This is a genomic window from Telmatobacter sp. DSM 110680, assembly GCF_039994875.1.
GTDB lineage: Bacteria > Acidobacteriota > Terriglobia > Terriglobales > Acidobacteriaceae > Telmatobacter.
On record NZ_CP121196.1, the window covers coordinates 4,592,989 to 4,606,084 of the forward strand.

Consider the following 13,096-nt stretch of genomic DNA (forward strand, 5'->3'; position numbering starts at 1 on the left):
CCGAACCTAAATTGCCTTTGCGCTTTCGAGGGCGGACTTCATTCCAGCCCAACTGATCCGGGTAGATTGCTCCGGCGTACCGCCTCCGTGCCAATGAGTTTCGAGACTGACTGCATCGTGATAGCCCATTTGCTTGAGCGCGCGAAACTGGCCGGCCCAGTCGATATAGCCCTTGTCGACCGGCGCCCATTCGATCTTGTCTCCTGCACCCTTGATAGCATTCTTGCAATGGCAATGGTGGATGCGATTCTTGGGAATTAACTCCCACGCGACTGGGAAGGCATCGAGTTCATTGCGCATCACGGCATTGCCAGGATCCCAGTTCAATGCAAGGTTCGGCGTCTGCACCGCGTTCATGGTGCGTGCTGCTTCCCGTCCGGTCGCAGTGTTGCAAGCAAACTCATTTTCAAGCACCAACAGAATGCCCTGCTTGCCGCAGGTCTCCGCCGCCGACCTTAGCTTATCGTCGATAGCCTGACGGTGTGGCGCAACGTCATCGAGCCGCCAGAAGTCGAAGCAGCGGACCTTTCCTGTGTCAAACTGCTTCGCGAGTGAAATCGAGCGTTCTAGGACTTCATCCTGTTGCTTGAAGGTGACTTCAGGAGCACCGTGCATATCTTCTTTTGAACCATACTGCGATCGTGGCGCGCCGGGCCAATCTGTTTTGAAAAGGGGACTGGCGATGTCCGTTACCTTGAGGTTGTACTTGCTGAGAATCGCCTTCGCCTCATTGATCTGCGCAGCGTCCAGATCCATAACGTTCTTGCCCCACATGCCGCGTAGCTCGATCCAACTCATGCCGAAGTCGTGCGCAGCGACGAAGCAGGCATGATCGAAATCCTGCGAGATCTCATCGTTGATGACGGCGACCCGGAAAGGACTCTTCAGCACTTGAGCTGCGCTCAACACCGGTAATGAAGACCAGAGCGCGGTAGCTGCCCCAGCCACTGTGAGAAATTCCCGTCTTGAATAGCTGCTCATACTTCTCCGTCGATCATGCTCGAACGCACTGCCAAGGAAAGTTGATTATCGTCATACGGCCGATAACGTTTTGCTTACCGGCCGTCCTGACTAAATTGCGAAAGTGACGTACTAAAAGCTGATTTTGGCTGATCCTTGCAAGGTACGGCCTCCTCCGACGCCGTTCACACTTCCCTGCCCGCTTCCCAAAGTGCCGGTGATGGTGCCAAAGCTGGCGGCTGTTACACCACTGCCGTTTGGCTGCGCGAATTGCGGCGTGTTACTGAGCTGGAATGCGTCAACCCGCACTTCCAGTGCGCTTTCTCGATAGATCGTGAACCGTTTGAAAATGGAGAGGTTATCCTGAAGATATCCGGGACCGCGAAACTGGTTTCTTCCGGTATTGCCAAGGCCAGGATTGCATGGCGTCGAAGTGCAACCGCTCGGTTGCGCGAAGGACGTCGGATCAAACCATGGCGTACTGGCCCCGATCTTGCCGGTCTTATGGAAGGGCTTTACCAGCGTGGCGGTTTGCGTTGTGCCAGGCGTATTCAGTGATGCGCCGTTGGCGGTTACGGTGAATGGCATGCCGGAGACGACGGACACGATCCCTGAAAGCCGCCAGCCTCCCACGATCGCGTCAGCCAACGTCGAAGTAGCAAGCTGATGTCCGCGACCAAATGGCAGCCCGTAGGTAAAGCTCTGCTCGAAGTTCAAAGTGCGATCGAAATCAAGCGGCGCGTAGTTGCGACGCCAGTTGATGAAAAACGTAAGGCCTCCATCGTCGCCGCTGATGTATCCGAGGGCCTTTCCCCACGTAAAGGCAGAGGTGAACGTAAGGTCATGCGAGGCGCGTTTAGTCAATTGGGCCTGTAATGACTCATAGTTCGATGAGAAACCAAGGAAGTACTCATTCGTGGCTGCGGTACGGCCGAATGTAAGGTTGCCATTCGCGTCGTGATTTTCAGGATCAGATGCAGCACCTCCGCCATAGTAGCTGGGCAAGTTGATGTTCTGAGCGCCAGAAATATCCGTTCCATGATTCGCGACGTAAGCGAGTTGGAAGGAAAGATCGTATGGCAAAGCCTGCTGCAGGGCGACATTCCATGAGTCGGCGTACGGATTCTTGTAAGTGAGCGGAATGTACGTGTAGACCTGCGCGATGAGTTGCTTCGCCAGAAGGCTGGTGCCGGATGTCGGTAGAGCAATGATGCCGTTGGAAGGAATCGTCACCGGAACCGGAGCCGGGAAGCCCGCTTGAAATGTTGCTACGGTTACTCCATCTCCAAGAACAGCCGGAGTAAAGCCCGAGGCGCCAACAGGTTGATAACTATTATTTGCGCGAACAGGATAGTTGTAGGCGTAGGTGTTATCGGGAAACGGCGTATAGCTGATGCCGAAGCCACCGCGAACTACGGTATTGGGGCTAACGCGATAAGCAAATCCGGTTCGTGGAGCGAAATACTTGTACCGGGTTTGCATGCCAAGGTTTGAGGGGTTGCTGCCCAGACCCGCGAGAACAAGTGTGTCATTGGCGGGATTGTAGTTCGAAAATCCGCCCTTGACGACAGGTGTTGCTGGTGGATAGAACTCCCAGCGAAGGCCAAGATCAAGCGTGAGCTTTGGTGTCGCCTGCCACTTATCGCTGGCAAACGCAAATGTCCACCACTGCCGGTAGCGTGGGAAGAAGGTATTGAGGTCGCGACCGGTCTGGCTGGGCTGGTCAAGCAAGAAGCTGGCAATATCGTTAGCCACAGTCGTTCCCGGAGAGCTTGCATCAGACGTTTGCACATCAGAGAAAGTAAACGCGCCCCGCGGGCTGAAGGTTTGATCCTGCAGAAGATCGTCGTGAATACGGCGCACATCAATGCCCCATTTGAAGGTGTGGTTGCCCACAATCTTGGTCCAGTTGTTGACGAAGTCGATGTTTGACTCGGCGCGAATCCACGGCACTGATGCGGAGTAGCCCATGATCGGGCTTGAAAAGCCGCCGTTGATTGTGATGGCAGCCTGCCCACTCGTGAAGGGTTGGCCTGCAATGTTTACGCCCTGAATTCCAATCGAGGTTGCATCAGTGGACCCGTAATCGTTTGGCTGCGCGCTGTTCCCCAGATGTGCCACTCCGAACCGCGCTTCAGTTAGGAATGTCGGCGAGAATACATGATCGAAATTCACGCCGGTGCTGTACGATTTTTGATTGCCTGTCCCTTCAAAGCCTCCACCAGCCGGGCCTCCAAGGAATTTGCCAAAAGCCGCTTGCTGGAAGGTGATTACGCGCTGAAAGCTGTAGCGACCACTGATGTGATTTTTCTCAGTCAGTTTGAAATCAGACTTGATATCAAAGCTGTCGGTAGTTTTGGTGAAGGGCAGATTGGTTGTGTAGTTGTTTGCCGGGTTATTCAGGGGCTTGGTTGTCACTGTTCCGTACTTCAGCGCAGCCGCGTAGGTCTGTTGCAGGATTGCCAGTGAAACCGGGTTAACCTGGCTGAACGGAATCTGATTGTTTGGGTAGGGAGTGCGTGGCGTTCCTCCCTGGGCCACCGTCCTTCCATCACCGGAATTTGGATCGTAGACCTGTCCCTTCGTTCCATTCTCGGCTGCACTCAAGTCAATACAACCAGCGGGATCGGTGCATCCGGTTAGTCCCATGACAGGCGTGAAGTAGCGAGAATCGGGAATGGTAAAGGTGCTGCCGATCTGTTCATGGTCAGACGTGCGCAGATAATCGCCGAAGATGAAGAGACGGTCCTTGAGAATCGGACCGCCAACGCTTCCACCAAAGTAGTTATAGGACAGATGACCGAGAGGACCGCCAAAATAGGAGCGCGCGTTCAGGTCGTTGTTTTGGATGAATTCGAAAGCCGATCCGTGAAGAAGATTTGTCCCCGACTTCAGCGTTACATTGGTGACTGCACCAGTAGCGCGCCCAAGTTCGGCCTCGAAGTTATTCGTCGAGATATCTACGGAGTCGATGGCCTCGGCCGGCGGAATGATGATCTGCAGAAGACCGGTTCGTTCATCGTCATCAATGCCTTCGATCTGGTAGAGATTTCCTTCTCTCGGTAGGCCATTGGCCTCAGTTTGCAAAGAACTTGCCGCGTTGAAGAATTGTGAGTGTTGAAAGACCGCCGGCGCGGCGCCGGGAACCAGGTTCAGAAGAGTCTGGAAGTTGCGGTTCGTGCCCAAAGGCATATCTACCACATCCTGCGACTCAATCTTTGTACTGATGTCAGCACGATCGGTCTGCAGTTCCGGTGGCGCCGTATTCACAACAACGGTTTCCGACACGTTGCCGGGCATCAGCGATAGATCGACACGCAACGATGAGTTGCTGAGCAGTTCAATTTTTTCCTGTGTGACTCGCTTAAATCCTTTCGCCTCGGCATTCACGGAATAAGTCCCAGGTTGGAGATCAGGAAAAGAGAAGTTACCGCTTTCGTTGGTCACAGCCTCGTGCACAGCGTTTGTCTGGGCTTCGGTGGCCGTCACCTTCGCTCCCGGCACGGTTGCCCCTGAACTATCCGTTACGGTTCCGAGCAGAGTGCCATTAACTGCCTGTCCCAAAAGGGAATGTTGAGAGCAAGCAAAACAAATTAGAACAGTCAAAATTACCAGGAAGGGGCCCACCCTCCGACGGGACTTGATCATCTGCAACCTCCAAGAAGCGATCTCAAATTCGGAGCAACATTCGTATATTGTTCGAATTCCGAACAAGCTAGCTTTGAGCGTGCGACGCTGTCAAGGAGAATCCGATTCATCGAATGCTTTATCGATTTATCAATTAGCGTCTTACGAGATCAGATGCGCGTCTCAATGGTTTGCCGGAGAACAAATCTTCTGCGTAAGATAGTCATCACTTTATGGCCAGACAGACATCAGGTTTGAAACCTATTTTGTGCGCTCCGGTGCTCCACCGCGTCGACGCAAAACTTCTAGAGCTGCTGCGCGACCTGAGTGCAGACGAATGGGATATACAGACCGTTGCTCCCGCCTGGAAGGTTCGCGATGTTGCGGCGCACCTCCTCGACACGGTTCTTCGCAAGCTTTCCATGGTTCGGGATGGATGCTTTGTCGAAACACCGGAAATCCATGAAGAGCAGGAAGTAGTCAAGCTTGTAAATCGCCTCAATGGCGAAGGCGTTCAAGTCTTTCGCCGCCTCAGTTCATCGGTTCTGATCGACATGATGGAGATGGCCTGCCGACAAAGCGCCGACTTTCATGAATCGCTGGATCCCTTCGCGCAGGCAACGTTCAACGTGAGCTGGGCCGGCGAGCCGACATCTCTAAATTGGTTCGATACCGCGCGGGAACTTACAGAACGATGGCATCACCAGCAGCAAATTCGGTTCGCTACCAGCCGACCTGGCATTATGACGCCAGAGTTTTATCATCCCGTGCTCGACTGCTTCATCCGCGGGCTTCCGCACGCCCTTCGCGATGTCGACGCCGCGAAAGGCACAACCATTCAACTTGAAATCGAAGGCGACTGCGGAGGTACGTGGCTCATTCGTCGTGTCGATTCTAACTGGACTTTCACTGGCTCTTGTCCAAGTGAACTCGCCGCGCTTGTCGTCATCCCACAGCAGATTGCGTGGCGTGTCTTCACCAAGGGCATTGATCGCGTTGAAGCACTGAAGAACTCGCGCATTGAGGGCGAAAGCGCACTGGCGGAGCACGTGTTCAACCTCACCGCGATTGTTGGCTAGCAATCAGTGCGAGCACGCATCTAAATAAGCTTGAGATTAAGCGAAGAAGCTTACCCTGATATTTGGATCGCCATCAGCACGCAGGCTTTCATCGGCGTTTCGGTCCTCGGCGGGTTCCGAGTCTTCTTCTTCCATTCCGCGCTCCGCACCTTCATGGTTCCCCTGGTAGGCGTCTTCCTCCATCCGGTCGCATCGGGTCAGCGCCAATGCTGGCTCGACCTCGCGCTCAGTTCGAGTCGCATTTTCCGGACTCACTCCGCACAGTCCGGGAATAGGAACGATGCCCATGAAATCTCCAGAAGACCTTCTTCAAGAACTATCGGCAAGTGAATACCAAACTTTAATTGACGAGAGATGGAGACGACCACGCGGAGTATTCAGTCCCACTCACTCACGCGCACCCCTCCGGCGGCATGCAGGTTCTGACATCGTGTTCTTTGAAGCGGCGCCATCAACATTACAAAAATCCGGGTCCAGCAGACGCGGCCCTGGTCCATCGGCTGCCAGACGATCCCAAGGATTGCGAAGCGGACAGCTTTGCAGCGACAAACAGCCGCAACCAATGCATCCGTCCAACTGGTCGCGGAGGCGCATCAACCGCTGTATGCGGTCATTAAGTTGTTCCCTCCATCGCGCCGAAAGTTTCCCCCAATCCTGAGCAGTTGGTGTTCGTTTCTCTGGCAAAGTAGCAAGAGCTTTGCGGATTTCTGCGAGTGGGATACCTGTCCGTTGCGCCACCTTGATTACGGATACCCTGCGCAATACTTCACGCGCATAGCGTCGTTGATTGCCCTTATTGCGCCAACTATTGATCAGACCCTCCGCCTCATAAAAGTGCAGTGTAGAAACTGTTACTCCGCTACGCGCTGCCACCTCGCCAACCGTAAGTGCGCGATGAATTTCAGGGTGCTGTTCGAGATCCTTGGAAGATTTTTCCGCCATGACCGATTTCTCCACTTGACCTCAAGTTTACTTGAGGTTTTACCATTGATCCAATAGAGGAGAAAACATGGTGGAAGAGATAATCAAAATCGGTCTGGTGTTTGGATCAACACGTCCGGGCAGATTCTGCGACACAGTCGCTCGCTGGGCTGCGGGCCAAGTGTGTGCACGCGAGGGATTTACGATTGAAAGCATCGATCCAGCAGCACCTGAATCGAACTCTGACCCTTCTATTCTCAAGAAGCGTGTCGCCGCATGTGATGCATTCATAATCATCACGCCGGAATATAACCACGGCTATCCCGCACCTCTCAAGGCGTTGATCGATTCGTTCGGGCAGGAATGGCATGCAAAGCCAGTGGCCTTCGTTTCTTATGGCGGCATCTCAGGCGGGATCCGTGCGGTTGAGCAATTGCGCCTCGTGTTTGCGGAGCTTCACGCTGTAACTATTCGCGACACTGTCAGCTTTGCGAGTGCATGGGAGCAGTTCGACTCAAACGGGCTACTCCGCAATCCTGAACGCGCCGAGCGCTCGATGGATGCCATGCTTCGCCGTCTACACTGGTGGGCGGTGAGCCTTGCGCATGCTCGCACCATCTGGCCTTATGCGAAAACAGCTTAGGAGCAGCGCCACAGCATAGCAAGAATTTGTAACTCCCAATGTTGATTCGCTTTTTCAGGATCGAAGTCCAGTTAAAGCACATCGATTCTGATATCTTCAAGCCGTCCCGTCATACACCGAATTCTGTTTGGACTGTCGCGCCAACTCTTCATAACAAAACTGCATCCAACCATCCTTCTGCAGCGTAATAGTCATAGCGAAACCCTCAGGGAGATGTGTGCATTGCAGGATCTGAGAAAAAGCAAAAAGGCCCCCAACAGAAGTGCGGTCCCGGAAACCAGCAGAGTCAAGATCGAAGACGATGTTTTGTATGTGGAACTCAGCCCACAGTTACGCGCAAAACTTGGCGAAGCTGCAAAAATCCGCGGCCAGTCCGAAACGGATTTGATCTATGAAGCGATAGCCGAAGCGATTTCTAAAAAAGGCTAAAGACGCGCCGGCGAACAAGCATAGCGATCCTTCAGTGCACTTGACGCTGCTTCTCGGGGCGTGTGTCCGCGTGGATTGTTACACTTGAAGCATGCAGGATGAAATCGAGTTTCGCCGCGCGGCAGAAAGCGCACTGGATGCCCTTAAGAAGCACCTTATTGTCCGGGAAGAGGAAGACGAGGCCGGCTTCGAAGTTGAAGAGCAGGGCGGAGTGCTCAACGTCATATTCGAAGAGCCCGCGGTGAAGTTCGTAATCACACCGAACACGCCGGTGCGCCAAATCTGGATCTCTGCGCTCTCGACCAGTTTCAAGCTTGACTGGGAAGCGACAGTGGGCGCCTTTGTGCTGCCACGCACGGGCGAGAAGTTGATTCCGCTGGTCGACCGGCTCATCCACGAAAACAAGCAGGACTGATTGAGGATCTGGACTACTCGCGGAAATTTGGCGGGCGGTCTGCGATCTCTGTGCCCCACTTCGTATTCGGCTCAACACCCATAGTGAAGCGTAGTTCGTTCGTTCCTGCGTGGATCTTGCCGATCGGTAGCCATGAACTCGCATACGGGGCACCGTTCAAAGTGACACTCTGAACGTAAATTCCCTGCCCTTGCCTCTCGATTGCCAGCGTGCGTCCGCCGGACAGCTGCAACGTTGCCTTGTCGAACATGGGTGTGCCTAATACGAGACCGCCCACACCCGGCACTGCGGGATAGAATCCGAGCGCATTCCATACGTACACGCCGGAAGTAGCGCCCAGGTCATCGTTACCGGGAATGCCGTCCGGTGTAGGCTTGAAGGTATCCTTGGCAATGCGCGTCACTACTTCCTGGGTCTTCCACGGCTTGCCCATGAACACATACGCATATGGAGTTACAAAGTCTGGCTCGTTCTCAATGTTGAAGCATGGCTTGCCCCAGCAGCGAAGCGAGGTAAAGAAGTGATCGAGCCGTGGTTCTGCAACGTGCTCTCCTCCCATGGCTGCAAATAGCGCCGGATAATCAAAGGGGACCATGAACGAATACTGGTAGGTATTCCCCTCCTCGAATCCCGCCTGATCGCTGTCAACGGGCGCATTGGGTCTCTTGGGCAGCGAGCGTTCAGGATCGAATCCTGCGAGCCAAGTGCCGTCTGCGTTGCGCGGCCGGATCCAATGTGTCTCTGGATCGACCAGCGACTTCCAGTTCTCTGACTGCTTCAGGAAGCGATGGTACTCATCATCCCGTCCGGTTGCTCTCGCAAACTGCGCAATCGCAAAATCATCGCTTGCATACTCCAGCGTGCGCGAGGCTGCGATACGATCCTTGTCCGCGGGCGCATATCCGGCCTTGAGATATTCGGCAAGGAACGGCCGCTCGGAGTCGTTGTGCGGCCCCATTCCGGGCTGCGTTCCGGCCTTCACCATGTATTCGAGCGCTTTGGTTGTATCAAAACTGCGCGCGCCAAAGGCGTAGGCAGACGAAAGAAGCGCAACAGGAGAATCCCCGCCCATCACGTAAGTGACATCATTAGCCGCTGGCCAGCGCGGATACCAGCCGCTCTGCTCTGCGTCATTTACCAGCGACTGCATCATGTCGCTCTCGCGCTCGGGCTCGAACAGCGCCTGCCACTGCACCGTGTTCCGATAGATGTCCCAGTCTGAGAAATTCGCGTATTGCGTTTTTTGCTTTGTCCCAGCTAACGAGTACACTTTGCCGTCGAAGCCGATGTACTGGCCGTCCTCATCGCTGAAGATGTTGGGAGAGAGGAATGAGTGATAGACGCCTGTATAGAAAATCTTTTGCTGATCAGGCGTTCCGCCTTCGACGGCGACACGATTCAGGAGGTCGCTCCAAGTGGATTGCGCTCGTTGGTGAACCTGCTCAAAATTCCAATCGGGTATTCCCTTCTCCATATTCGCAAGAGCGCTGGCTTCGCTGACAAACGATATCCCAACTTTCAATTCCAGAAATCCAGTCCCTAACCCAACCACTCCGAGTCTTTCGAGTTTTTCGGTGTCGTCACTGAATTCAACCCATGCTCCGGTGTGCTTCCCGGTTGCGCTCTTCGCATCTTTCAAGATCACAGCATCTTGCCACACCGCATTCGACGTGAATGGTCGGCTGAACTTTCCCGCGATATACAACTTGTAGTTCGAATCCGACCCGCAGAACCGACCCGCGCTCGTCCACCCTGAGAAACTCCCGTCCGGCTTGATCTCGATGTGATTCCCAAACGCCTCATGGTCGCGTGGATTCTCGTTTGGCGACGGAATCGAATTTGCGCTGCTTCCCCCGTTTATAAGAAATCTTTTGCGAACTCCCAGCGGAAACTTGAATTTCGCAATTCCCGCGCGCTCCGCCACAGTCAGTTCCACGCGCACGCCGTTCGTCAACGTGACCGTGTAGTAGCCAGGATGCGCCTGCTCATCGCGACGGTCGAAGGCTAACGGAATGAATTTTGCGGCTGGGCTTGTCGTGAGTGGATCAAGCGTGGGAAGGACCGCAAAGTCGCCGTAGAGCGGGCATCCCGCTCCGCTGACGTGCGTGAGGCTGAAGCCATACAACTGCTTCTCGCCGTATTGATACCAAGCATCCGTGTTGGTGTCGGGACTCCACTGCACCATCCCAAATGGCAAGGTCGCACCCGGAAAAGTGTTGCCACCTCCGGCCGTCCCGATGAGCGGGTCGACGGAATCGTATGGAGATTTCGGCGTCTGAGCAAGTACTGGAGCGACAAGCAGAATGGGTAGGAATACCAGAATAGGCAGAGCAGAAGATACGCGCATCAGACAAGCCTCTGAATTTGAGATGTTTCTCAGCCTCGAATTCTACTCTTCTGAAATGCTGACCTCGCGTACCGCTGAACCTTCAATTCAAAAAAGAAAAGCGGACCGCGCATTTGATCGCGGCCCGCCTTTTCGATCTGACGCTTACTGCAATGAATAGACCGTCTTCAGTTCTTTTTCAACAAGAGCATCTGGCAGGGGAGCGTAAGAAAGCGCCGAAACCTGGCCTTCACCGGACTTGAGAATCCAGCTCAGCAGATCCTTGATCACTGTGCGATTCGCCTGATTCGTACCCTTCACTGGGATCAGCAGATAAGTGAAGCTCGATATCGGGTACGCGTTTGCACCTGGAGCATCGGTGATCGAAACGCGATAGTCGGCAGGCATTTGCTTCACGCTGGCTGCGGCATCCGTCACTCCCTGGATAGACGCAGTGATCCAGTTGCCGGCGGCATTCTTGACGGAGCCAAAGGTCATCTTGTTCTGCAGGGCATAAATCAACTCAACGTATCCGATTGCACCGGGTAACTGACGCACGAGGCCCGCGACGCCTTCATTGCCCTTGCCGCCGACGCCCACCGGCCAACTTGGCGAAGAGCCTTTGCTCGGACCGTTCGCCCAGTCCTTGCTCACCTTGCTGAGGTAGTCGGTCCAAATAAAGCTGGTACCGGACCCATCGGAACGATGCACAACGATAATTTTCTGGTCGGGCAGTTTCGCGCCGGGATTGTCCTTGGCGATCCGCCCATCATTCCAATTTGTGATCTTGCCGAGATAAATGTCGGCCAGCACGTCCGGGCTGAAACGAATATCCTTCACGCCGGGCACATTGAACACCGGCACAACCGCTCCGAGAACGGTAGGAAGATGAATGAGCTTCACCGGCGATGACGAAAGCAATTCGTCGGTCATCGGCATATCGGATGCGCCAAAGTCGACAAGCCCCTTGGTAACTTGGGCGATTCCTCCGCCGGAACCAATGGAGGCGTAGTTGATTTCGACACCGGGGTGTGCGGTGCTGTATTCACTGAACCACTTTGAGTAAATCGGATAAGGGAATGTTGCACCGGCTGCGGTTAACTTCTGCGCCTGGGCCGCGCCCATCGCTAAAACCAACAAACCTACTGCAATCAAGGTCTTTTTCACGGAATCGCTCCAATGCAGGATCACTGCCGTGTTTTATTTTCTACGGCCAATGTTACGGACATTTGAATAGATGCCAGCTTTTTGATTTTTATTGACTTAAGAGTCATTCCGTACTTCCACGACGGGATTGATATGCCCATCTTCTCGTGGTGTAGCGGCCACCTGAGGAAGCGTAAATAGGAAGGTTGTCCCCGCTCCCAGCTCGCTGTCTGCCCGGATATGTCCGCCATGCGCCAGGACAATATGCTTCACAATTGCTAGTCCTAGCCCGGTGCCTCCCGCTTCGCGCGATCGGGCTTTATCCACGCGGTAGAACCGCTCGAAGATCCTATCAATATGTTCTGAAGCAATGCCTGGACCAAAGTCCCGCACATAAAACTCAACATCAGCTCCCTGTACGCGCGCTCCCACTTCAATTCGTTTGCCGGATTTGCCGTATTTAACGGCATTCTCAATCAGGTTTCCGAACACCTGGTTCATGGCGTCGGGATCGACCATCACCAGCGCATCGGGTGCTCCGGATGACTCAAGTTCCACTCCTGAATCAACCACCAGGCCGCCGAGCGAATCGATCGCATCGCTTACCATCTCACTGGCGCGCGTAGGCTGCATCGCCAGCTTGTAATCAGGACTCTCGACAGATGCCAAGGCAAGCAGATCCTCTGTCAGTCTGTTCATCCGGGTTGCATTCTTCAGAATTACTTGAAGAAATTCAATCGTCGTTGCCGGATCTGGATGTGGGTCTTCGACGAGTGTCTCCACATATCCCTGGATCGATGTCAAAGGCGTGCGGAGTTCGTGACTCACGTTGGCGATAAAGTCGCGCCGTGACCGCTCCGCCGACTCAATACGCGTGACATCGTGGAGAACAGCAATCACGCCCCCGGTCGGCAGAGGTGCTGCGCTGATCTCGAAAAGACGGCCCGGCGCCAGCGAACTCGATCGTCCGTAGCGTACCTCGCCCGCCTCTTGCGCGCGTTTGACGCAGTCCAACAATTCCGGGTCGCGCACAGAATGCACCAGGGAACGACCGGCGCGAATCTCAGTACCGGCAATGCGCTTCATGACGATGTTGGACCACCGGACCTGGCCCTCGGCAGTTACTGCAACCACGGCTTCCTGCATCGAATCCAGCATCGTTGCAAGCTCGTGACGGCTGCTTTCGATCTCTGCGAAACTCTGCCCGAGCCTTTCGGCTGTCTGATTGAGAGCGGCTTCCATCGCTGTCAGCTCATCGCCACGACCGTGCTCCAGGCGCGCGCTCAAATCGCCCTGCGCGATGCGCCGCGCAAATGCCACTACGCGTTGCAAACGAGTCGCAATACTGCTGGCCGCCCAAGCAGCGATCGGCAACGCTACGAGCAACGCGATCAATCCTGACCAAAGCGTCTCACTCCCCAGCCGGTGCAGTGTCTCTCCCGGCGAGCGCTGCAGCATGTGGCGCAGGATCAGCTCCATTGCCACTGTTTGAAACAGCAGCAGGAGCACGAACAACGCCATGAGTTTTGTGAAGACTTTGCGCGTCAATT

The 13,096-nt window shown here is 54.6% G+C and carries 11 protein-coding genes; 4 read left to right on the forward strand and 7 right to left on the reverse strand.

All coding sequences use genetic code 11. The features are described 5' to 3' along the window. Positions 1-6: 6 nt before the first annotated feature. Both P8935_RS18925 and P8935_RS18930 read right to left on the reverse strand, forming a co-directional pair. Entirely contained in the window at positions 7-981 is a 975-nt protein-coding gene (locus P8935_RS18925; RefSeq protein ID WP_348261866.1) for a sugar phosphate isomerase/epimerase family protein, read from the reverse strand. A 111-nt stretch (positions 982-1,092) separates the two neighbouring features. After that, positions 1,093-4,524, reverse strand: a complete 3,432-nt coding sequence (locus tag P8935_RS18930) for a carboxypeptidase regulatory-like domain-containing protein (protein WP_348261867.1) — start codon at positions 4,522-4,524, stop codon at positions 1,093-1,095. Between the two features lie 296 nt (positions 4,525-4,820). On the opposite strand from P8935_RS18930, the gene P8935_RS18935 reads away from it, so the two are divergent. Then, positions 4,821-5,666, forward strand: coding sequence for a maleylpyruvate isomerase N-terminal domain-containing protein (locus tag P8935_RS18935; protein ID WP_348261868.1), 846 nt, complete (start codon positions 4,821-4,823; stop codon positions 5,664-5,666). 36 nt (positions 5,667-5,702) lie between these two features. Here the strand turns inward: P8935_RS18935 and P8935_RS18940 are convergent, their stop codons facing one another. After that, complete coding sequence (locus P8935_RS18940; RefSeq protein ID WP_348261869.1) at positions 5,703-5,954, reverse strand: hypothetical protein; 252 nt, start codon at positions 5,952-5,954, stop codon at positions 5,703-5,705. 99 nt (positions 5,955-6,053) lie between these two features. After that, positions 6,054-6,608: a redox-sensitive transcriptional activator SoxR gene (gene soxR, locus P8935_RS18945; protein ID WP_348261870.1), complete on the reverse strand. Its 555-nt coding sequence runs from the start codon at positions 6,606-6,608 to the stop codon at positions 6,054-6,056. Between the two features lie 67 nt (positions 6,609-6,675). Between soxR and P8935_RS18950 the strand changes: the two genes are divergently transcribed. The 3 genes from P8935_RS18950 (at position 6,676) to cyaY (ending at position 8,074) form a co-directional block, all read left to right on the forward strand. Beyond that, the gene (locus tag P8935_RS18950) at positions 6,676-7,230 is read left to right on the forward strand and encodes an NAD(P)H-dependent oxidoreductase (RefSeq protein ID WP_348261871.1); all 555 of its coding nucleotides are present in this window, start codon (positions 6,676-6,678) and stop codon (positions 7,228-7,230) included. A 222-nt stretch (positions 7,231-7,452) separates the two neighbouring features. Beyond that, the gene (locus tag P8935_RS18955) at positions 7,453-7,659 is read left to right on the forward strand and encodes a hypothetical protein (RefSeq protein WP_348261872.1); all 207 of its coding nucleotides are present in this window, start codon (positions 7,453-7,455) and stop codon (positions 7,657-7,659) included. Positions 7,660-7,750: 91 nt separating this feature from the next. Next, complete coding sequence (gene cyaY, locus P8935_RS18960) at positions 7,751-8,074, forward strand: iron donor protein CyaY (protein WP_348261873.1); 324 nt, start codon at positions 7,751-7,753, stop codon at positions 8,072-8,074. 13 nt (positions 8,075-8,087) lie between these two features. Here the strand turns inward: cyaY and P8935_RS18965 are convergent, their stop codons facing one another. The 3 genes from P8935_RS18965 to P8935_RS18975 form a co-directional block, all read right to left on the reverse strand. Beyond that, entirely contained in the window at positions 8,088-10,421 is a 2,334-nt protein-coding gene (locus P8935_RS18965) for a GH92 family glycosyl hydrolase (protein WP_348261874.1), read from the reverse strand. A 144-nt stretch (positions 10,422-10,565) separates the two neighbouring features. Next, a complete protein-coding gene (pstS, locus tag P8935_RS18970; RefSeq protein WP_348261875.1) occupies positions 10,566-11,567 on the reverse strand; it encodes a phosphate ABC transporter substrate-binding protein PstS in 1,002 nt (333 codons plus the stop codon). 96 nt (positions 11,568-11,663) lie between these two features. Further along, positions 11,664-13,094, reverse strand: coding sequence for an ATP-binding protein (locus P8935_RS18975; protein ID WP_348261876.1), 1,431 nt, complete (start codon positions 13,092-13,094; stop codon positions 11,664-11,666). Positions 13,095-13,096: the final 2 nt, after the last annotated feature.